This is a genomic window from Providencia sp. PROV130 (assembly GCF_028482225.1).
GTDB lineage: Bacteria > Pseudomonadota > Gammaproteobacteria > Enterobacterales > Enterobacteriaceae > Providencia > Providencia rettgeri.
In genome coordinates this window covers 480,873-501,107 of record NZ_JAMPQC010000003.1, presented here as the reverse complement: position 1 = coordinate 501,107, position 20,235 = coordinate 480,873, and the positions used below count along the sequence as shown (strand labels likewise).

Below are 20,235 nucleotides of genomic sequence, written 5' to 3'. Positions count from 1 at the left end.
ATATAATTTAGAGGTTTAGGTGCCTAACTTAGCATCTAAACTTTTATCACCGTTTACCTGCAAATTTTTACTGGTTTTGGCATAATGTCACCCAACCAGAAAACTAAAATCGAAAGTCCTAATGTCTGAAAAAAACAATCCAAATGCCCTAGTGAACCGCTTCAGGGGATACTATCCTGTCGTTATTGATGTTGAAACAGGTGGGTTTAATGCAAAAACTGACGGCCTGTTAGAAATTGCTGCCATCACCTTAAAAATGGATAAAGACGGCTGGCTCTCCATGGATGAAACATTACATTTTCATGTAGAACCTTTTGAAGGGGCGAACCTTGAACCGTCCGCTCTTGCCTTCACAGGAATTGATCCAACAAACCCTCTACGCGGTGCTGTTAGCGAATATGACGCCCTTCATGCGATATTTAAAGTCATTCGCAAAGGCATGAAAAACACAGATTGTAATCGCGCAATTATTGTCGCCCATAATGCTAATTTTGATCACAGCTTTGTGATGAATGCGGCCGAACGAGCAGGTTTAAAACGTAATCCTTTCCATCCATTTGCAACCTTCGATACTGCGGCACTCAGTGGCCTTGTATTTGGTCAAACAATTCTGGCAAAAGCTTGTGTTTCTGCGGGTATCCCATTCGATGGCAAACAAGCTCATGGTGCACTGTATGATACTAATCGCACGGCTTTGCTATTTTGTGAAATCGTTAATAAGTGGAAAAAATTGGGTGGGTGGCCAATTATTGAAGACAGTCAATAATTTTTTAGTCAATCACCATGACAGAAAAAACCGTATTTGACGAAAGCATTTTTGCTTTACATCAAATACGGTTTTTATATCTTTAATTTATGGCTTAATTTAGTCTGTGCTAGCTTCATCTGCAGAACGATATTTATCCGCAGTTTCTTTGATTAAAGACTGGAGCTCACCACGCTGGAACATTTCCATGATGATATCACAGCCACCAACTAGCTCACCATCCACCCATAATTGTGGAAAAGTCGGCCAGTTTGCGTATTTTGGCAATTCAGCGCGAATATCTGGGTTTTGTAAGATATCAACATAGGCAAAACGCTCACCACAAGAAGACAGAGCTTGTACTGCTTGAGCAGAAAAACCACAGCTCGGAAGTTTAGGAGAGCCTTTCATATATAATAAAATTGGGTTTTCTTTAATTTGGCGCTCAATTCTTTCAATAGTTGTCATTTTTAACTTCCTTAAAACAAAGATGCAGGTTTGCAGTCAGCCAGTAACTGAGAGTCTACCGCAACTTAACAGAATACATTGACTGGTATAATAAGAAACTGAATTGTTTCATACAATATGCCAGTTTTATAGGGGCATTACTATAGCATTCCAAAAAGCAAAAAGGCATCTTTTCTATCTTCTCTTTACCTAAGTCAAACAAGCAGCTATTTCTAGTTAAAAATGAATATTTTATAAATTTTGGTTATCCATTCGCAATATCCACATGATTTATATGTGTAATTCCCCAATTTATTTGTTAACATCTGTGTAACGCTATTACCTTTACCTTTGTAAGGTTTAACGTGTTATCATTAATATATTAAATATCATATCGCCAATAGGCGAAACTCTAATGATAAGCAGTAACCGACTATTTCGCTCATTTTAAGAGCAAACACCCTAAGTATTTTGATATAAAAGCAATCAAGGAGTACGAAATGTCATTTGAACTACCCGCTTTACCGTATGCAAAAGATGCTTTAGAACCTTATATCTCTACTGAAACCTTAGAATATCACTATGGTAAGCACCATAACACGTACGTTGTTAACTTAAATAACCTAATCAAAGGCACTGACTTTGAAGGAAAATCTTTAGAAGAAATTATCAAAACTTCTGAAGCCGGAGTTTTTAACAACGCAGCACAAGTTTGGAACCACACTTTCTATTGGAATTGCTTAGCGCCAAATGCAGGTGGTGAACCAACAGGTAAAGTTGCTGATGCAATCAATAAATCATTCGGTTCTTTCGCTGAATTTAAAGCTCAATTTACTGATGCAGCAACCAAAAACTTTGGTGCAGGTTGGACATGGCTGGTGAAAAAAGCGGATGGTAGCCTTGCTATAGTAAATACATCTAACGCAGCAACACCTATTTCTGGTGATGATAAGCCCGTGTTAACTGTTGATATTTGGGAGCACGCTTACTATATCGATTACCGTAACGCTCGCCCTAAATATTTAGAAAACTTCTGGGCACTGGTTAACTGGAAATTTGTGGAAGAAAATTTAGCATAACAATTTCTGCATGTTGCTAAGTTCAGATACAGCAAGGGCGAGATATACTCGCCCTTTTAAATTCACTCTACTCAAGGCTGAAATAAAATCAGAAAATATGCGCAGCGAGAAATATAATTAATGCTAATGAGCCCAGAGCAGCAAGCAATCCATATTTAACATCTGTATCCATGAGTTCCTCTCATTCTAATGTAATTGAATTAATAAATAACCATGAAATAATAAAGGTTATTAAGTATACATATCCAAAAAAGTAAAACTAGTGTCTATATCACATGTTATAACATCAATTATTTCTTTCGTTTTTGCGCTAGATCAGACAAAATCGACAACAAATCGCTAAATTATTGCCAGCAAAGGCTCAATGCATCAATATGCAGGTAATTTTTTAACAAGAATTCTTATAGAGACCGGTTATTGGTCAGGAGTTTTTTTCCCCCATGGCAACGATTAAAGATGTGGCGAAGCGCGCTGGCGTATCCACCACAACCGTATCCCATGTAATTAATAAAACGCGCTTTGTAGCTGATGACACTAAGGCTGCGGTTTGGGCTGCAATTAAAGAGCTCAATTATTCGCCAAGTGCGGTTGCCCGTAGTTTAAAAGTTAACCATACAAAGTCGATTGGGTTGTTAGCAACTTCCAGTGAAGCGCCTTACTTCGCTGAGGTGATCGAATCTGTTGAAAATAGCTGTTATGAAAAAGGCTATACGCTGATTCTTTGTAATTCTCATAACAATTTGGGAAAACAAAAAGCGTATTTACAGATGCTAGCACAAAAGCGTGTTGATGGCTTACTTGTGATGTGTTCCGAGTACCCGGACACCTTAATTGGTATGCTAGAAGATTACCGCAATATCCCAATGGTAGTGATGGACTGGGGAACTTCCCGTGGCGATTTTACCGATAGTATTATTGATAACTCGTTCCATGGTGGATACCTAGCAGGCCGCTATTTAATTGACCGTGGGCACCGCGATATTGGTGTGATCCCCGGTTCACTTGAAAGAAATACAGGTATTGGGCGTTTAACTGGCTTCAAAAAAGCAATGGAAGAGGCCAAGATTACACTAAAAGAAGAATGGATAGTTCAGGGGGATTTCGAACCTGAGTCTGGCTATAAAGCAATGACGCAAATTTTAAGCCATAAGCAGCGCCCTACCGCTGTATTTTGTGGTGGTGATATCATGGCAATGGGAGCAATTTGTGCCGCTGATGAAATGGGATTACGTGTTCCACAAGACATTTCAATCATTGGCTATGATAATGTGCGAAATGCACGCTATTTTACACCGGCATTGACCACAATCCACCAACCCAAAGAGCGTTTAGGCCAAATGGCCTTCACAATGCTGCTCGATCGTATCGTCAATAAGCGCGAAGATGCTCAAACAATCGAAGTCCACCCTCGCCTTGTAGAACGTCGTTCTGTTGCGGATGGTCCATTTATAGATTACCGTCGGTAGTACGAATAACTAGGTTGAAAGCCACTCTGCGTTAAGCGTTTCGTTATCGCCAAGGTAATCTAACAACCAGCTGAGCGCTGGTGATGTATTATTTTCCACCCAAGTTAAACAGCAAGGACTGGGTGGAAAAGGCTGCGCTAATGATAGTTCAACTAATTGGCCTTTTTCGCAAAGCGGAGCCGCTCGATGCTCAGGTACCATCCCAACACATAACCCGTTAACTAAACAAGCTAAGCCATTTTCCCAGTACGGTACAACAAGCCGGCGCTGGTTATCAAGAGCCCAAGTATCACGTTTGGGTAGGTTACGTGAGGTATCTTCAAGGCACAAACTAGGGTACTCTCTCATTTGGTCATCGGTCAGTTTTTCACCTATTCTGGTTAATGGGTGCTCCGGGCTTGCAACACACATCCACGACATAAAACCCATATCACGGAAACTATACCTTTCTCCAATTGGAGATGCTCGAGTCGCACCAATCGCAACATCTACGCGCCCATCAGCAAGTGCATCCCACACCCCATTAAACACTTCTGGATGAATAAAGAGTTCGATATCAGGAAAATGACGATAAAAATCAAGAATTAGCTGTTCTGTTCGTTGTGGTTTGACAATACAATCAACAGCAATACTAAATTGACCACGCCAGCCATTCGCAACCTGCTGACACTGGTGACGAGTATCTGTCATTTTTTTGATAACAGAACGGCTCTCCTTAATAAATATTGCCCCAGCTTCTGTTAGCACAACATCACGATGTCGGCGCTCAAATAGAGGAACCGCAAGCCATTCTTCAACTTGCTTAACGGTATAGCTGATTGCAGAAGGTACACGGTGCAATTCTTCAGCAGCACCACTAAAACTTCCAGTTCGAGCAACTGCATCAATCACTTCGAGTGCATGCGCAGACCACATAACCTCTCCTTTCAAAAATTTTGATAGCAAGATCCAAATATTACCGTTTCACAACCTAAAAAAATAGCCTATACAATGGCGTTATCATTAACATTTTTTTAAATATCAGATAAGTAATAATTATGTCGAATACTGTGAAAAAAAATTCCCCTGGATTTATGGTGTACCTTGCAGGACTTAGCATGCTGGGGTTTTTAGCCATTGATATGTATTTACCTGCATTTGGTGCTATGCAAGACACCCTGCATACATCCGAAGGCGCGATCAGTGCTTCTCTCAGTATCTTTTTAGCTGGTTTTGCCTTTGCTCAGCTATTATGGGGGCCATTATCAGACAAACTTGGCCGTAAGCCTGTTCTCATTGTGGGCTTAACTATTTTCATTTTAAGTAGCTTAGCTATTTATTGGGTAGAAACCGCAACACAGCTATTAACACTTCGTTTTTTACAGGCGGTTGGAGTCTGCTCTGCGGCTGTTTTATGGCAAGCACTAGTTATCGACCGCTATGATGAAGCAAATACTCAAAAAGTTTTTGCTTCTATTATGCCGCTAGTCGCGCTATCCCCTGCTTTAGCACCATTATTAGGTGCATGGGTTCTTGAGCACCAAACATGGGAAGCAATTTTCCTGATCCTAATGGCGGTGGGCATATTACTTTTATTGCCAACGCTCTTTTTGAAAAATGTTTCAGTTAAAACAATAACTGATGACAGCCAACCACAAGCTAAGATTTCTTTCTCAAACTTACTCAGTTCCCCTGTTTTCAGCGGCAACGTACTAGTTTATGCATCCTGTAGTGCGGGCTTCTTCGCTTGGCTAACAGGTTCTCCCTTTATTTTACGCAATATGGGCTTCAATCCTGCTGATATTGGCTTGAGTTATATTCCACAAACGTTAGCCTTCATTATTGGTGGATATGGCTGCCGTATTTTATTAGCAAAAATCCGAGCAGAAACAATATTTCCATTGTTACTTCTTGGTTACGCGGTAAGCATGTCCATTTTATTCATCATGGCTATCTATACCACACCATCATTAACCATGATCTTGATCCCATTCTGCTTTATGGCAGCAATGAATGGAGCCTCTTACCCAATTGCAGTATCTAAAGCACTAAATACATTTCCTAGTGCGAGCGGTAAAGCAGCTGCCTTACAAAATGCCTTACAATTAGGGTTATGTTTTTTAGCAAGCCTACTTGTTTCTACCTTGACCTTCGACCCATTGTTGGCAACAACCGGAGTTATGGCAGTCACAATTATCCCAATGGCCATTGGCTATTTTATGCAACGTTGTGCCAGCAAAAATAATCAAGCTGTTAAGCAAGTCGATTGCCAAGCGAATTCATAAAGTGTAGTTTACTGAATCAATCATGCCGAGTCTTATCGGCATGGTTTTTATTCTAGTGAATTCAAGAAAACCTTTCTTCAGTGTATAGCACTTGTGAGGATACGGTAATACTTATTAAGTATTTTGCTATATAACCCATTATTCTTAACGCGCAAACCCTAATATTTCTCATCAATTTTCTTTATTCAAAGCGGATTTCACTAAAAAATCAGGCTTTTATTTTGTCATCTACTAAGATATAGATATTTCTTGGTTATTTTTCTTGTTAAAAAACGTTATCATTGTGACATTAAATAATGAGTGCTCAAGAATGATGTTAAAACAGTATTATCCACCAGATGAATTAAAATCCTTTGTTAGTTCTATTTTGATAATCAAAGAGTTTACAGAGGCAATCAAAATTTTCCCTGGAACTGGTGCTGAAATCTGGGTTTCATCAGATGCTTTTTGCATGACAACTGAGAGCGACTCAGTCGCAGACTCATACCAACTTATTATTCCTAGGGTCAATACATTTACGGCTAGCCCCAATCATTCTAAAGTCATGGTATTACGTATTCGTCATGATGCCTTACGTTTTTTACTACCTGAAAGTACACTCAATTATACGGATAAACCCATCGCACTAAGTGGCATATGGGAAGACCGCTGGTTTGAAGCTTTAGCTAATTCTTCATTTAGAGAGCTGTTAGAGTGTTTTAATAAGACAAAAGCCAAGAAAAAACCTCATTTCATAGATGAAATCTTAGAGTTGCTATATCGTAACCCAACTAAAAAAATTACAGAAATTGCCGAAGAGACAGGTTTACATGTCCGTGTCATTCAAAAAGAGTTTCTAAAAGAATACGGTATTACGCCAAAAAGGTACCAGATCAATTGTCGCTTAGAACATGTTTTAAAAAGTATGGTAGTAGAACAAGACACCTACCGTTGGTTTGAAACAGGCTATTATGATCAATCCCACTTTTACCGTGATTTTAAAAGATACTTTACTATGACGCCGTCGGCATTTTTAAAATCGAGTTATTCGCTTTTTTACAATACAAAAACTAAGTACCCATTAAGATAGTTCTTAATACATAAGGAGAACGGAATGAGTATTGTTGTGTATGCCCAAATTACTACAGAAAGGACGGATGGGTATTTAACGAAAGAAATCGTTCGTGACTTAGCAAAACTAAGCCGCCGAGAGAAAGGATGCATTCAATATGATCTTATGGCTAAAGAGAATGGTTACATTGTTTTCGAGGAATGGGAAGACACTCAGGCATTAGAGATGCATAAAAATAGCCCTCATTTCAGGCGATTAGTTGAAGCAATTGAACGTGATAACGCCAGCTTTTCTGTCAATTTCAGTGAAAAATGATCTATTAATAATGAAAGCTAGAGCGAGTTGTCATTTTTGAGAATTTTAATCATCTTTATTTAATAGAACTCCATAACCTACATTCAATAAACAAAGATTGAACATGTTTCATTCAGGCTATAGCATAAACCACTATTGCTATAGCCTACCTCACTGTTTATGCCGCTATTGATCTTTAAAGCACATAACACAATTATTACTTTGTATGCCTATTTACTCTGTTTTCGCTACGTCAGCCAACTCTTCTGCTTGTTGTAATAATCTTTCTTGTTCTTTTTGATTTAAAACACGCTCAACAGTATCAACAATCGCCTGAGTTTGTGGATCTATCTCAATATTTATTTTATCACCCAAACGTTTTTTACCTAGTGTTGTTCTCTCTAATGTTTCAGGAATGAGATGCACACAAAAACGATTATTGATCACGTCACCGACCGTTAAACTAATGCCATCAATCGCTACAAAGCCTTTATGCAAAATGTATTTCATTAATGGTTTATCATGAATTGACAACCAAATTTGGTGGTTATCTTCAGATGTGAAGATTTTGCTAATTTCAGCGGTTGTTATAATATGACCAGAAACAACATGCCCACCAATTTCGTCGCCGTATTTTGCAGCACGTTCGATATTAACAACATCACCTTCTTGCAATTCCCCCAAATTAGTTAATCTCAGGGTTTCTTTAATTAGATCAAAACTGACTCTTTCGCCATCAATTTTTGTTACCGTTAAACAACAACCATTATGCGCAACGGAAGCCCCTGTTTCTAAACCTTTCAGCAATTCTGGGGTAAACTTCATTACATGAGTTCTAAAGTTGGCTCTTTCTGTAATTTCAATAATAGGAGCAGTCGCTTGAACAATGCCTGTAAACATAATGATTCTCAGTGTAGTGGATTAATAGACTCAGTTTACATCAGAATTTTTAGAGATCTATCCTATTTGAGTGGTAAACAACACGATAATAAACCTTATATTCAGTAATATATTCGGTTTGAAAATGCTCTTTTATAGTTTGTTACCATATCATTATTGGAATCTATTTAGAAAAGGGATAGAATGGGCGGTTTTTAGTAATCAAAGGGTTTTTAGTAACCCATTTATTTTTCTAATTTTTTTCCTCTTACTTGCTTTTATTACAAAGGTGTATGCGTGCAGAAATATTTTACAGAAGCGCGTAGCTTGTTGGCACTTGGTATTCCTATCGTTTTAGCTCAATTTTCACAAACTGCGATGGGGTTTGTGGATACGGTTATGGCTGGAAGCGTTAGTGAAATTGAGATGTCCGCAGTTGCAGTTGGTTTTTCTATCTGGCTGCCAGCTATTCTTTTTGGCCAAGGAATTTTAATGGCATTAACCCCAATCGTTGCACAAATGAATGGGTCAGGTCGTCGTAACTTAATTGGTGACCAAATTCAACAAGGCCTGTGGTTAGCGCTACTTTTAGCCTTAGCTATTATGTGCCTTCTTTATAATAGTCAGCTGATTATTAGTAATATGCCCCATATTGATAAAGAATTGGCGGATAAATCTGTCCGTTTTTTACATGCTATTATGTGGGGTGCCCCAGGCTACTTATTTTATCAAGTATATCGTAGCCAATGTGAAGGGCTTTCAAAAACCAAACCGGGGATGGTGATTGGTTTTCTCGGCTTAATGATTAATATTCCCATTAACTATATCTTTATCTATGGTCACTTTGGTGCCCCTGCTTTAGGTGGTGTTGGTTGCGGTGTCGCCACTGCATCAGTGTATTGGGCTATGTGTCTGATGATGAGATGGTATGTGAAACGTGCTACTGCGCAGCGTGATATTCGCCCTACACTCTCTTTCACATCGCCAAATCCATTAATCTTAAAGCGAATTATTGTGTTAGGTACGCCAATTGGTTTGGCACTTTTCTTTGAAGTCACTTTATTTGCTGTCGTTGCACTGCTAGTCGCTCCATTAGGTGTTGTCGCTGTAGCGGGTCACCAAGTTGCATTGAATTTCAGCTCCGTGATGTTTATGTTCCCATTATCATTAGGAATAGCTGCAACCATTCGCGTAGGTTATAACTTGGGACAGAAATCAACTGAAGCTGCTAAAGTTTCATCTTATACTGGCATTGCTGTTGGCTTAATGGTCGCTTGTTTTACGGCTGTTCTCACTGCCGCCTTCCGTGAGCCGATTGCAATGATGTATAACAAAAACCCTGAGGTGGTTGTTTTAGCCAGCAGTTTAATGTTATACGCCGCTATTTATCAGCTATCAGACTCTGTGCAAGTTATTGGTGCGGGTATTTTACGTGGCTATAAAGATACGCGTTCTATTTTCTTTATTACCTTCACTGCATATTGGTTACTTGGCTTACCTTCCGGTTATATCTTAGCGTTAACTGATATCATTGCACCGGCGATGGGGCCTAAAGGCTTCTGGATTGGCTTTATTATTGGGTTGAGTGCGGCTGCAATAGGAATGGCAACACGAATTATGTGGATCCATAAGCAAACAGAGGATGTTGTTTTACTTCGTTCAGCGCGCTAATCGACGGTTTTTTAAGCTTTTTATTATGGGAGAAGATGTATTTCGCACCAGATAGTTTTAAATACGAGCAAACTATCACGAAAATACATTTTCCCCTTGCCAGATGAACTTCATAACGTTAATATTCATCCCCGTTGTCACCTAGATAACTTTTAGATGCGTCCGTAGCTCAGTTGGTTAGAGCACCACCTTGACATGGTGGGGGTCGGTAGTTCGAGTCTACTCGGACGCACCATTTCTAGTGAACACAATGTTAATTTTCAGTGCGTCCGTAGCTCAGTTGGTTAGAGCACCACCTTGACATGGTGGGGGTCGGTAGTTCGAGTCTACTCGGACGCACCATTTCAAATTAACACAAATCAAGTCTCTCAGTGCGTCCGTAGCTCAGTTGGTTAGAGCACCACCTTGACATGGTGGGGGTCGGTAGTTCGAGTCTACTCGGACGCACCATTTAATTTATCGCCCTACTCCACTAAAATTTCGCTTGATTGTCTATTATTATTCCCTTAATTTGTTGCGCAACAAATTAAGAGACCTAATTTCAACTGAATTTTTGATCTGAACGCTTTCTTCTTTTAATTTAGTAAAATTTGATTTGTCTCACAGTTTTTTGTTGTCTATAATACTCACGCTGGCTGAAAGGTTTCAACAATAGCAAATCAATACGTTAGCTTTAATTGAATTTGTCATCTACACTATAATAAGAATCAAAATGTGACAAATTTAAGTATAAAATGCATTAAACACCAGACTGTCGCCTATTCTTATAAATGAGTTGCGCAACAAAGTTCACCATGCGCACGACTTATTAAATGTACTAAGCATCGGCGGCAATACCGATTTCCTTTATAACATTAGATAGACTGCCATGAAAAAAACCAAAATTGTTTGTACTATCGGTCCAAAAACCGAATCAGAAGAAAAACTGACCCAACTCCTTGATGCTGGCATGAACGTCATGCGCCTCAATTTCTCTCACGGTGACTACGAAGAACACGGTCAACGTATCAAAAACCTTCGCGCTGTTTGTGCAAATACGGGTAAGCAAGCCGCTATTTTGCTAGATACTAAAGGTCCTGAAATCCGCACCATGAAATTGGAAGGTGGTAACGACGTTTCTCTCGTTGCTGGCCAAACTTTTACATTTACTACCGATACCTCTGTGGTAGGTAATAAAGATAAAGTTGCAGTAACCTATGCAGGTTTAACTTCAGATTTAAAAGTTGGCAATACCGTATTAGTTGATGATGGCTTAATTGGCATGAAAGTGACTAATGTCACTGCAACTGAAGTTGTTTGTGAAGTTTTAAATAACGGTGACCTCGGTGAGAAAAAAGGGGTTAACCTACCAGGCGTTTCAATTGGCCTTCCAGCGTTAGCTGAAAAAGATAAAGAAGACTTAGTATTTGGTTGCCAACAACGTGTTGATTTTGTTGCTGCTTCATTCATTCGTAAGCGCTCAGATGTTGAAGAAATTCGAGCTCACCTGAAAAAACACGGTGGCGAAAACATCCAAATTATTTCTAAAATTGAAAACCAAGAAGGTTTAAATAACTTTGATGAGATTTTGGAAGCCTCTGACGGCATCATGGTCGCTCGTGGTGATTTAGGCGTTGAAATCCCAGTTGAAGAAGTTATTTTTGCACAAAAAATGATGATTGAAAAATGTGTTGCAGCACGTAAAGTCGTGATAACAGCAACCCAGATGCTTGATTCAATGATCAAAAACCCACGCCCTACTCGCGCAGAAGCGGGGGACGTTGCCAATGCTATTTTAGATGGCACTGATGCGGTTATGTTGTCTGGTGAAAGTGCTAAAGGTAAATACCCGGTAGAAGCTGTTACCATTATGGCAACTATCTGTGAGCGTACAGACCGTGTAATGCAAACTCGCATCGATAACCAAAAACCAAGCCAACGCCTACGTGTCACTGAGGCTGTATGTCGTGGTGCGGTGGAAATGTCTGAAAAATTAGATGTCCCATTAATCGTTGTTGCAACTTATGGCGGTAAATCGGCTAAGTCTGTCCGTAAGTATTTCCCTACTGCACCAATCTTAGCGTTAACTACCAATGAAGAAACTGCACGCCAGTTACTGTTAGTTAAAGGTGTTATCCCAATGATAGTTGGTGGTTTTACTTCTACAGATGACTTTTATCGTGAAGGTAAACGTGCAGCTCTAGAAAGTGGCTTAGCTGTTTCTGGTGATGCGGTTGTAATGGTCTCTGGCGCATTAGTACAAAGCGGAACAACCAATACATCTTCAGTTCACGTACTTTAATTAGTCTTTAATTGTCTTCTAAAAGGCCGATAGTGATTATTTTAGCTATCGGCCTTTTTATTTAGATTTAACATTTAGTGCTGCCTTGATGTAACTATCCCTTTATTTACTTTTCTCTAGTAAATATCTTATTGCATTTTAAGTGTAATATCATAAACCCCACTTAAATTGGTCAAATAACAACCTTCATTGATCTTAATTTAAATTTTTCTTCTTTTTCCTAGTACTAAATATAAAGTATTTCTAGCAAAACTTCATATTTAGTACTAGCATAAGACATAGTAAGTGCCATACCCTAATTTTCATTAGGTTGTTTTAAAGGGATATAGCAAGCTTTAAGATAACAAGCTTAGCTCTATTGTTTGGTGACTTGCTTTTTTATATTTTCAAGATAAATCAATCTAGAGGGTAAAATAATGATTCGTACTAAAATTGTACTGGGCTCTATCGTATTAGCTTCAGCATTACTAGCGGGTTGTTCTAACAGCACTGAAGTGCAAAAACTCTCTTCAGATGTGCAAACTCTGAATGGTAAAGTTGATCAACTGAGCAACGACGTTCAGTCTCTGCGCTCTGACGTACAGACAGCTCAAGAAGAAGCAGCACGTGCTAACCAACGTCTGGATAACCAAGTTCGTACTTACAAAAAATAAGTTCGATTTGGCGATAATCTAGTCTTAAAGATCCTTCTTTGAAGCTAGTAGCATTTATGAGGGCCTATGAAAATAGGCCCTTATTATTTTGTCAGGGTTATTGAGTTACAACAGAAGAGCGGTATTTCGCAGGTAGCAAGGCCCCAACTTTACCGTCATAGATGGGTTCTGGCTGTGAAATCGAGAATGGCTCAATAGGTACTAAACCTTGGTGTTGTGTTTCATCTTCAGGGATACCATTACTCTGATCATTATTTACACGCACAGGCATACCAGAACGCCTTGCTAGCTCTTTTTCCACTAAAGCCTTATCAATCCCTTCATTTTCTAGAAAACGCTTGAAATCGTCAGACAGCTTGATTGGCATGGTTTGTGGGTCATCACCGCTTGTTCGTGACAATGGCTGATGCACCTCAATGTAATAACTGCCATCAGTTTCTTTGGAGTATTTGACAGGCTGATCAATAACTTGGACACGAGTCCCCTTTGGTACTGTCTTAAATAATGCTTCAATATCATCAGGACGTAAACGAATACAACCGGAGCTCACTCGCATACCAATACCAAAATCTGCATTAGTACCATGAATGAGATATTCACCACGCCCATATGCGAGTCGCAATGCATACAAGCCCATTGGATTTTCAGGCCCTGCCGGGACTACCGCAGGAAGCGTTATACCTTCTTTCGCGTAATTTTTGCGGATATTCTCCGTTGGTGTCCATGTAGGATCTTTAATTGACTGACTTACTGAAGTCACCATTTCAGGTGTGTCGCGACCTAACTGGCCGATACCAATAGGATAAACAATCACTTCTTCACTGTTCGCAGGGTAATAATATAAACGCAACTCCGCCAGATTAATCACAATTCCCGTTCTTGGTGTTGATGGTAACAACATTTGCGCTGGAATGATGAGTTCTTTACCCGCTTCAGGAAGGTACGGGTCTGTTCCTGGGTTTGCTTCAAGCATACCGAGTAGGCCGATTTGGTGCTCACTTGCAATGGCCTCCAATGGTCTCCCATCATTGGGGACGATATACGTGTAATTTTCCCCGATAAGACGAGTGTTACTGTCAGGTAATGGATATTCTTTTGCTTGAGCTGGAGCCAATAAGGCGCTCATGACAAATAAACTTGCCACCGTCAAAACTCTTTTCATACCTACTCCAAGGAAAATAGTGTTCTTACAATAATTCAATGATTATTGTTCATAATAGCAACTATCCTTCATATCTTTAATACTAATTAAATATTTTTATTAAGTATTAATAAGGAGGTAGTCTTTTTATGATAGTCAAATGCAATGACCTGAATGGATTGGTCGGATAAAAAATAATAACCAAGAAGTAAAATATAAGTAAGGGAGTATAAAACTCCCTCCAGACTTGCTGACAAACCTATTCTGTTTGGCAGCAAGTCTGATAGGTTTTGAAAATAAATTAGGAAAATCAATTTATTGATTTTCGGCTGATAACACAAAGCGGGAAAAACCACGCTTTTATCCCGCTTTGTCAACAACCTCAAGGGAGCATAACGCTCCCTCGGTAGGATTATACTAATTGTGCCGCACGCGATAAAATTGTACGGATCATCGCATTTAAACCTTGAGTTCGCGAAGGTGTTAAATGTTGCTCCAATGCGAGTTGTTCAAAAAATGACTTCACATCGAGTGCGAGTATTTGTTGCGCCGTTTTGCCTTGAAAAAGGATAATCACAATAGCAACTAACCCTTTAACGATTGCTGCATCGCTGTCACCAGCAAACGTAATTGTACCGTCTGCTTGTTTTTGCATATCAATCCACACTTGGCTTTGGCACCCTGCGATTAAATTATTATCGCCTCGTTGTACCTCAGAGAGTTCAGGTAAACGTCCCCCTAGCTCTATCATATAGAGATAGCGTTCCTCCCAGTCTTGACAACGGGAGAAATTACGTAATAACTTATTTTCATCGGGTAATGCGGGCATGCTCAGTTCCTTTACCATATATTTCTTATGTGCTTAGCCTAACAATTTTTTAATGCGCTGTAACGCATTGTATAAAGAATCGATTTCTTCTTTCGTGGTGTATATCCCCACAGAAGCACGGCACATAGCAGGAACGTGATAATGTTCCATTAATGGTAAAGCACAGTGATGACCAGTACGGATAGCAATACCATATCTATCGAGAAAAGAACCCACATCATAGGCATGGTGCTGGCCTAGATTAAACGCCAAAACGCCTTTCCGTTGGTCATTGCCATATAAAATAACTGATGGTATCTCTTGCAATTTCTTAGAGGCATATGCCATTACTTCAGCTTCATGAGCAAATGCATCAGGTAAATTAAATGCATTTAAATAATCGAATGCCGCCCCTAACCCAATAATTGCGCTAACGTTCGGTGTTCCCGCTTCAAAGCGCCATGGCGCATCGGCAAAAGTGATCCCTTTGGTCAGGCTGACTTGGCGGATCATTGCCCCACCGCCCTCCCATGGTGGCATCATATCCAAAATAGCTTTTTTGCCATAAAGGATACCAATACCTGTCGGGCCATATAGCTTATGCCCTGAAAACACATAGAAATCACAGTCTAAGGCTTGCACATCAACCTGCTGATGCATTGCACCTTGCGCACCATCGACCAATACTGCGATCTCTCCGCCTTTTGATGCCGCAATTGCTCGCGCTTGTTTAATGATATCTTGTACTAGATTAACTGTTCCCAATACATTAGAGATATGTGTAAAGCTCAATAATCGCGTACGCGAATCAATGACATCATTTAATACATCTAATTGCAGTCTACCATCGTCAGAAATTGGGATAACTCGAATTTCAAAACCAATTTCTTCCGCTAACATATACCAAGGTACAATATTCGCATGGTGCTCCATTTCAGTGATGACAATATTGTCCCCTTCATGGAAATACTTTCGACCAAAACTATTTGCAACAAGGTTAATACCTTCCGTTGTGCCTTTAACAAACACGATTTCTTCATTTGAAGCTGCGTGAATGAAAGCGGCGGCTTTTTGGCGAGCCTCCTCCATCATTGTCGTCGCATTTGCACTGAGAGTATGTATGCCGCGGTGAACTGCGGCATACTGATGTAACGTAAACTCACTTTCTTTTTCAATAACTTGCAAAGGCTTTTGTGCACTTGCGGCGCTATCTAAATAAACCAACGGATGATTATTGACTGACTGTGATAAGGCAGGAAAATCCTGCCTTACTGAAGCGACATTGAATAGCATGGATATTAAACCTCCGCTAAGCGCTGGCGGATGTTTGCCATCACAGCGTGTTTTAACTCTTCCGATTCAATAGATTCTGTAAGTTCTGCAGCAAATGCGATAATAATCATATGTTTTGCTGCTTTACCTTCAATTCCTCTTGAGCGTAGATAAAACAGTTGTTCGTCATCAATACGACCGACCGTTGCACCGTGACCACACTTTACGTCATCTGCATAAATTTCAAGCTGAGGTTTAGTATCAATTTCTGCTTTTTCACCTAACAACAACGTGTTGTTAGTCATTTGGCCATCTGTTTTTAATGCGTTAGGTGCGACTTTGATCATGCCATTAAAGACAGCTTTACTGCTATCCATCGCAATCACTTTGTGTAATTGACGACTATTGCAGTAGCCTTTATTGTGCTCTAAATACGTACGAGTATCTGCAATTTCATTGCCTTTAGGGAGCAGTATACTGTTGAGTTCAAACTCAGTATTTTCACCGTCAAGGCGAGCACTGGTATGGTTTCGTGTTAATAATGCGCCAAGTAAAAAACTGGTACTTTTCACACGGCTATCGCGCCCAATAACAATATCATTGTGAGCAAAATGCTGAGCCTGGCCATTTTCAACATTTAACTTAAAGTGACTAAAGTCTGCGTTATCACCGACTTCAACTGTTAAACGGCTGCCAGTCATGTGTGTTTGCTCATTCAAACTGACATAATGCTCAATAACTTGGGCTTTACTATTTGCATCTAACGTAAAATGATACCGATACTGGCTAATATTAGTGGCCTGTTTATCGCCACCACCTGTTGAAATATTAAGCAAATACAGTGGCTTTTCTGCTATTTTATTTGCTGCAAGGTGGACGACTAACGGTTGTACCGCCAAGCTTTCTGTTAAATGCAAGAAAATCTCGCTATTTACAGGTGAAGGAAGCAAGTCTTGATTATCAAGCAAAGCCACTTGGAATGGCCCCATATCAATAGAGCTTAATGTGGAACTATAACGCCCATCGATTAAAACAAGGCGATATGCGTCAATTGGCAGAGCCAGTGCTTCGCAGTCTTGTGCTACAACATCACCATCACTAAAACGATACTGAGTCTCAAGTACAGTATTTAGTGGAGTATAGTGCCAATCTTCATGGCGAAACACAGGTAAACCAACTTGTTTTGCTATTTCCCAATGGGTTTTAGCATGTTGAGAATTTGCACCATGTCGTTGTTCAAATAATTCAGAAAAACGTGACATTGCTTGCTCGTTAAGCTTCGCAACTTCTGCACGTTTTTGAGCTCTTTCACTGTTGGTCAATAAGCCAGCCATAACCCTGCTCCTCCAGTTTTTTCGCTAAACTGAAATCACCTGATTTGATGATTTTCCCTTGATATAACACATGGACAAAGTCAGGCTTCACATAATCTAAAATACGCTGATAGTGGGTTACGATGATAAAAGAACGCTCAGGCGAACGTAATGAATTCACACCATTTGCCACAATTTTCAGCGCGTCGATATCTAAACCAGAGTCAGTTTCATCGAGAATACACAATTGCGGTTCTAAAGCCGCCATCTGCAAGATATCATTACGTTTTTTCTCGCCACCGGAGAAACCTACGTTGACAGAACGCGCAAGTAAATCTTCTGGCATTTCTAATAATTTGATTTTGTCTTCAATAAAATCTTGGAAATCGAAACGATCTAATGCTTCTTGCTGACGATATTCTCTAACTGCATTCACTGCCGTTTGTAAGAAAAATTGGTTGCTGACGCCTGGAATTTCAACAGGGTATTGGAATGCAAGAAAAACGCCTTCCCCTGCACGCTCTTCTGGATCTAGTTCAAATAGGTCTTTTCCTTTAAACGTCACTTCACCGCTATCAATTTCATACTCTTCGCGGCCAGCAAGTGTGGCGGATAATGTACTTTTACCAGAGCCATTTGGCCCCATGATAGCGTGAACTTCCCCTGGTTTTACCTCCAGAGATAACCCTTTTAAAATCTCATTACCTTCTACACTCACGTGTAAATCTTTAACACTTAACATATTTACATGCCTTTAGCGCTTTAGCGCAAATAAACTCGGTTAGGATCAGCCAACGCTGTGCTCTAAGCTGATCGCCAGTAATTTTTGTGCTTCTACAGCAAACTCCAATGGAAGCTCCGAGAACACATCTTTGCAGAAACCATTTACAATCATTGAAATTGCATCGTCTTCGCTGATACCACGTTGTAAACAGTAAAATAACTGGTCTTCCCCAATACGTGAGGTTGTCGCTTCATGTTCGAGTTGTGCCGTATTATTCTTAACTTCCACATATGGGAATGTATGTGCACCACATTGGGTACCTATTAACATAGAGTCACATTGGGTAAAGTTACGAGCGTTATGTGCACTCGGTAGAATTTTCACTAAACCGCGATAACTGTTTTGGCTTTTACCTGCAGAAATCCCCTTAGAAATGATCGTTGAACGAGTGTTTTTCCCGATATGGATCATTTTCGTTCCGGTATCCGCTTGTTGATTACCGTTCGTTAATGCAACGGAGTAAAATTCACCGACAGAGTTGTCCCCTTTAAGGATAACGCTTGGGTATTTCCATGTGATGGCAGAGCCAGTTTCTGACTGTGTCCATGACATTTTTGAATTTTCACCTTCACACAATGCGCGTTTAGTCACAAAGTTTAGGATCCCACCGGCTTCGCTATCTCCACCGGAGAACCAGTTTTGGACAGTCGAATATTTAACTTCGGCATCTTTATGAATAATAACTTCAACAACCGCTGCATGGAGCTGATAACTATCACGAACAGGTGCGGAACACCCTTCGATATAGCTCACATAACTACCTTCATCAGCAATTAAAATCGTGCGCTCAAACTGGCCGGTTTTGGCTGCGTTGATCCTAAAATACGTTGATAGCTCCATTGGGCAGTGTACGCCTTTTGGTACATACACAAAGGTACCATCTGAAGCCACTGCCGCATTTAATGCAGCAAAAAAGTTATCATGGCTCGAAACGACTGACCCGAGGTATTTCTGTACCAGTTCAGGGTACTCTTGAATAGCCTCACTGAACGAACAAAAAATAACACCATGTTTCGCTAAGTCATCACGGTAAGTTGTAGATACTGAGACCGAGTCAAAAATGGCGTCAACCGCAACGGCCTTCCCTTCACGTACAGGAACACCTAATTGGTTAAAGGCTTCTTCAACTTCAGCCGTTAAATAATTATTGGTTTCCGCCACACCAGTGCCTTGTGTAGCACCAGATTGCGAACCACAGGTATCATCACATGAGCCACAAGATGGCGCAGAATAATAGCTGTAGTCTTGGTAATCGAGATTTGGGTAATTTGCTTTAAGCCAATGAGGTTCTTCCATGCCTTTCCAGTGATTAAAGGCATCAAGACGGAATTGGAGCATCCACTCAGGCTCATTACGTTTAGCTGAAATTGCGCGAATAACATCTTCGTTGATGCCTTTCGCCATTTCATCCGTTGCGACTTCGGTAAAGAAGCCTTCTTTATAACGCTGGTCATCAAGCCAGCTTTGAACATCATCGCCAACTTCTACATTGCTCTGTGACATAATCTGACTTCACATGTTAAACGCCGAAGCTTTCACCACACCCACAGGCATGTTGGGCTTTCGGGTTATTAAATTTGAAAATTTGATTCAGCCCTTCTTGGACAAAATCAACGACTGTACCATCAATAAATGGCATTGCTTCTTTTGGCACATAAAGGTGTGCACCATCGAGTTCAAATAACAGGTGTTGGTCTGTTGGGTTTTCGATCATTTCAAACACATAACCGAAACCTGCGCAGCCAGACTGTTTTACGCCGAGTGAAAGCCCTTTTGTATTTGGGTTTTGCACCATCAATTTTTTGATTTGTTTTGCAGCGCTTTGTGTCAGGCTAACTCCCTGCCAATTGTTTTCATCAAATGAAAATGTCTCTACACCGTCAGTCATATTGACCCCACATTTCTTATGGCTTTTCAGCCTGTTATCAGGAGATTAACTCTGCCTACCCTATGGTAATGATTAGCTAATTGACTTCAACCATTTGTTTTAAGAGGTTATAGCTATTTTAGCACTTTTTTTGCTCGCATTCAGATCAAAAAGCAAACAAAACAACAAGAAAACAAGCTTAACCAATTGATAAACAACA

General features: G+C 40.1%; 19 protein-coding genes and 3 tRNA genes. 12 read left to right on the top strand and 10 right to left on the bottom strand.

Annotated elements, in window-relative coordinates:
* The first annotated feature begins 121 nt into the window (after positions 1 to 121).
* On the top strand, positions 122 to 766 hold the full coding sequence (gene rnt / locus PSF28_RS03545) for a ribonuclease T (protein WP_004910441.1): 645 nt from the start codon (positions 122 to 124) through the stop codon (positions 764 to 766).
* Between the two features lie 99 nt (positions 767 to 865).
* Here rnt and PSF28_RS03540 read toward each other — a convergent pair whose 3' ends face one another.
* Positions 866 to 1,213, bottom strand: a complete 348-nt coding sequence (locus PSF28_RS03540) for a Grx4 family monothiol glutaredoxin (protein ID WP_210840424.1) — start codon at positions 1,211 to 1,213, stop codon at positions 866 to 868.
* Between the two features lie 479 nt (positions 1,214 to 1,692).
* On the opposite strand from PSF28_RS03540, the gene sodB reads away from it, so the two are divergent.
* Entirely contained in the window at positions 1,693 to 2,271 is a 579-nt protein-coding gene (gene sodB / locus PSF28_RS03535) for a superoxide dismutase [Fe] (RefSeq protein ID WP_210838301.1), read from the top strand.
* 440 nt (positions 2,272 to 2,711) lie between these two features.
* Positions 2,712 to 3,737 (top strand): HTH-type transcriptional repressor PurR, encoded by a 1,026-nt coding sequence (gene purR, locus PSF28_RS03530; protein ID WP_004910435.1) that lies wholly within the window; start codon positions 2,712 to 2,714, stop codon positions 3,735 to 3,737.
* Between the two features lie 9 nt (positions 3,738 to 3,746).
* Here purR and punR read toward each other — a convergent pair whose 3' ends face one another.
* Positions 3,747 to 4,652, bottom strand: a complete 906-nt coding sequence (punR, locus tag PSF28_RS03525) for a DNA-binding transcriptional activator PunR (RefSeq protein ID WP_210838299.1) — start codon at positions 4,650 to 4,652, stop codon at positions 3,747 to 3,749.
* A 122-nt stretch (positions 4,653 to 4,774) separates the two neighbouring features.
* Here punR and punC point away from each other — a divergent pair, with 122 nt between their 5' ends.
* From punC to PSF28_RS03510, 3 genes are all read left to right on the top strand, one after another.
* Positions 4,775 to 6,001 (top strand): purine nucleoside transporter PunC, encoded by a 1,227-nt coding sequence (punC, locus tag PSF28_RS03520; protein WP_210838297.1) that lies wholly within the window; start codon positions 4,775 to 4,777, stop codon positions 5,999 to 6,001.
* Between the two features lie 310 nt (positions 6,002 to 6,311).
* On the top strand, positions 6,312 to 7,070 hold the full coding sequence (locus PSF28_RS03515) for a helix-turn-helix transcriptional regulator (RefSeq protein ID WP_247605386.1): 759 nt from the start codon (positions 6,312 to 6,314) through the stop codon (positions 7,068 to 7,070).
* Between the two features lie 24 nt (positions 7,071 to 7,094).
* Entirely contained in the window at positions 7,095 to 7,367 is a 273-nt protein-coding gene (locus PSF28_RS03510) for a putative quinol monooxygenase (RefSeq protein WP_004263806.1), read from the top strand.
* A 213-nt stretch (positions 7,368 to 7,580) separates the two neighbouring features.
* Here PSF28_RS03510 and PSF28_RS03505 read toward each other — a convergent pair whose 3' ends face one another.
* The gene (locus PSF28_RS03505) at positions 7,581 to 8,246 is read right to left on the bottom strand and encodes a riboflavin synthase subunit alpha (RefSeq protein WP_210838295.1); all 666 of its coding nucleotides are present in this window, start codon (positions 8,244 to 8,246) and stop codon (positions 7,581 to 7,583) included.
* A 276-nt stretch (positions 8,247 to 8,522) separates the two neighbouring features.
* Between PSF28_RS03505 and PSF28_RS03500 the strand changes: the two genes are divergently transcribed.
* The 6 genes from PSF28_RS03500 to PSF28_RS03475 all read left to right on the top strand — a co-directional run bounded on the left by PSF28_RS03500 (position 8,523) and on the right by PSF28_RS03475 (position 12,830).
* The gene (locus PSF28_RS03500) at positions 8,523 to 9,896 is read left to right on the top strand and encodes an MATE family efflux transporter (protein ID WP_210838293.1); all 1,374 of its coding nucleotides are present in this window, start codon (positions 8,523 to 8,525) and stop codon (positions 9,894 to 9,896) included.
* A gap of 158 nt (positions 9,897 to 10,054) precedes the next feature.
* A tRNA-Val gene (locus PSF28_RS03495) sits at positions 10,055 to 10,131 on the top strand.
* A gap of 30 nt (positions 10,132 to 10,161) precedes the next feature.
* Positions 10,162 to 10,238: transfer RNA gene (locus PSF28_RS03490), tRNA-Val, on the top strand.
* 31 nt (positions 10,239 to 10,269) lie between these two features.
* Positions 10,270 to 10,346: transfer RNA gene (locus tag PSF28_RS03485), tRNA-Val, on the top strand.
* A 418-nt stretch (positions 10,347 to 10,764) separates the two neighbouring features.
* Complete coding sequence (gene pykF, locus PSF28_RS03480) at positions 10,765 to 12,177, top strand: pyruvate kinase PykF (RefSeq protein ID WP_210838291.1); 1,413 nt, start codon at positions 10,765 to 10,767, stop codon at positions 12,175 to 12,177.
* A gap of 416 nt (positions 12,178 to 12,593) precedes the next feature.
* Entirely contained in the window at positions 12,594 to 12,830 is a 237-nt protein-coding gene (locus tag PSF28_RS03475; RefSeq protein ID WP_004263789.1) for a major outer membrane lipoprotein, read from the top strand.
* Between the two features lie 97 nt (positions 12,831 to 12,927).
* Here PSF28_RS03475 and PSF28_RS03470 read toward each other — a convergent pair whose 3' ends face one another.
* From PSF28_RS03470 to sufA, 7 genes are all read right to left on the bottom strand, one after another.
* Positions 12,928 to 13,992, bottom strand: a complete 1,065-nt coding sequence (locus PSF28_RS03470) for a L,D-transpeptidase family protein (protein WP_272684643.1) — start codon at positions 13,990 to 13,992, stop codon at positions 12,928 to 12,930.
* Positions 13,993 to 14,383: 391 nt separating this feature from the next.
* On the bottom strand, positions 14,384 to 14,800 hold the full coding sequence (sufE, locus tag PSF28_RS03465) for a cysteine desulfuration protein SufE (protein WP_210838289.1): 417 nt from the start codon (positions 14,798 to 14,800) through the stop codon (positions 14,384 to 14,386).
* A gap of 33 nt (positions 14,801 to 14,833) precedes the next feature.
* Entirely contained in the window at positions 14,834 to 16,072 is a 1,239-nt protein-coding gene (gene sufS, locus PSF28_RS03460) for a cysteine desulfurase SufS (RefSeq protein ID WP_272684642.1), read from the bottom strand.
* Between the two features lie 5 nt (positions 16,073 to 16,077).
* The gene (gene sufD / locus PSF28_RS03455) at positions 16,078 to 17,385 is read right to left on the bottom strand and encodes a Fe-S cluster assembly protein SufD (protein WP_272684641.1); all 1,308 of its coding nucleotides are present in this window, start codon (positions 17,383 to 17,385) and stop codon (positions 16,078 to 16,080) included.
* Positions 17,360 to 18,106, bottom strand: a complete 747-nt coding sequence (gene sufC, locus PSF28_RS03450; protein WP_004263776.1) for a Fe-S cluster assembly ATPase SufC — start codon at positions 18,104 to 18,106, stop codon at positions 17,360 to 17,362. The genes sufD and sufC overlap by 26 nt, the downstream gene beginning before the upstream one ends.
* A gap of 45 nt (positions 18,107 to 18,151) precedes the next feature.
* A complete protein-coding gene (gene sufB / locus PSF28_RS03445) occupies positions 18,152 to 19,651 on the bottom strand; it encodes a Fe-S cluster assembly protein SufB (protein ID WP_004910407.1) in 1,500 nt (499 codons plus the stop codon).
* Positions 19,652 to 19,667: 16 nt separating this feature from the next.
* Positions 19,668 to 20,036: a Fe-S cluster assembly scaffold SufA gene (sufA, locus tag PSF28_RS03440; protein WP_004910405.1), complete on the bottom strand. Its 369-nt coding sequence runs from the start codon at positions 20,034 to 20,036 to the stop codon at positions 19,668 to 19,670.
* Between the last annotated feature and the right edge of the window lie 199 nt (positions 20,037 to 20,235).

Bases quoted from the DNA above. Each gene is read 5' to 3' on its own strand.
- sufS (WP_272684642.1), bottom strand. From the start codon at position 16,072: ATGCTATTCAATGTCGCTTCAGTAAGGCAGGATTTTCCTGCCTTATCA.
- PSF28_RS03515 (WP_247605386.1), top strand. From the start codon at position 6,312: ATGATGTTAAAACAGTATTATCCACCAGATGAATTAAAATCCTTTGTT.
- PSF28_RS03510 (WP_004263806.1), top strand. From the start codon at position 7,095: ATGAGTATTGTTGTGTATGCCCAAATTACTACAGAAAGGACGGATGGG.
- punR (WP_210838299.1), bottom strand. From the start codon at position 4,652: ATGTGGTCTGCGCATGCACTCGAAGTGATTGATGCAGTTGCTCGAACT.
- sufA (WP_004910405.1), bottom strand. From the start codon at position 20,036: ATGACTGACGGTGTAGAGACATTTTCATTTGATGAAAACAATTGGCAG.
- sufB (WP_004910407.1), bottom strand. From the start codon at position 19,651: ATGTCACAGAGCAATGTAGAAGTTGGCGATGATGTTCAAAGCTGGCTT.
- PSF28_RS03540 (WP_210840424.1), bottom strand. From the start codon at position 1,213: ATGACAACTATTGAAAGAATTGAGCGCCAAATTAAAGAAAACCCAATT.
- PSF28_RS03470 (WP_272684643.1), bottom strand. From the start codon at position 13,992: ATGAAAAGAGTTTTGACGGTGGCAAGTTTATTTGTCATGAGCGCCTTA.
- purR (WP_004910435.1), top strand. From the start codon at position 2,712: ATGGCAACGATTAAAGATGTGGCGAAGCGCGCTGGCGTATCCACCACA.
- sodB (WP_210838301.1), top strand. From the start codon at position 1,693: ATGTCATTTGAACTACCCGCTTTACCGTATGCAAAAGATGCTTTAGAA.
- punC (WP_210838297.1), top strand. From the start codon at position 4,775: ATGTCGAATACTGTGAAAAAAAATTCCCCTGGATTTATGGTGTACCTT.
- PSF28_RS03475 (WP_004263789.1), top strand. From the start codon at position 12,594: ATGATTCGTACTAAAATTGTACTGGGCTCTATCGTATTAGCTTCAGCA.
- PSF28_RS03505 (WP_210838295.1), bottom strand. From the start codon at position 8,246: ATGTTTACAGGCATTGTTCAAGCGACTGCTCCTATTATTGAAATTACA.
- pykF (WP_210838291.1), top strand. From the start codon at position 10,765: ATGAAAAAAACCAAAATTGTTTGTACTATCGGTCCAAAAACCGAATCA.
- sufC (WP_004263776.1), bottom strand. From the start codon at position 18,106: ATGTTAAGTGTTAAAGATTTACACGTGAGTGTAGAAGGTAATGAGATT.
- rnt (WP_004910441.1), top strand. From the start codon at position 122: ATGTCTGAAAAAAACAATCCAAATGCCCTAGTGAACCGCTTCAGGGGA.
- sufE (WP_210838289.1), bottom strand. From the start codon at position 14,800: ATGCCCGCATTACCCGATGAAAATAAGTTATTACGTAATTTCTCCCGT.
- sufD (WP_272684641.1), bottom strand. From the start codon at position 17,385: ATGGCTGGCTTATTGACCAACAGTGAAAGAGCTCAAAAACGTGCAGAA.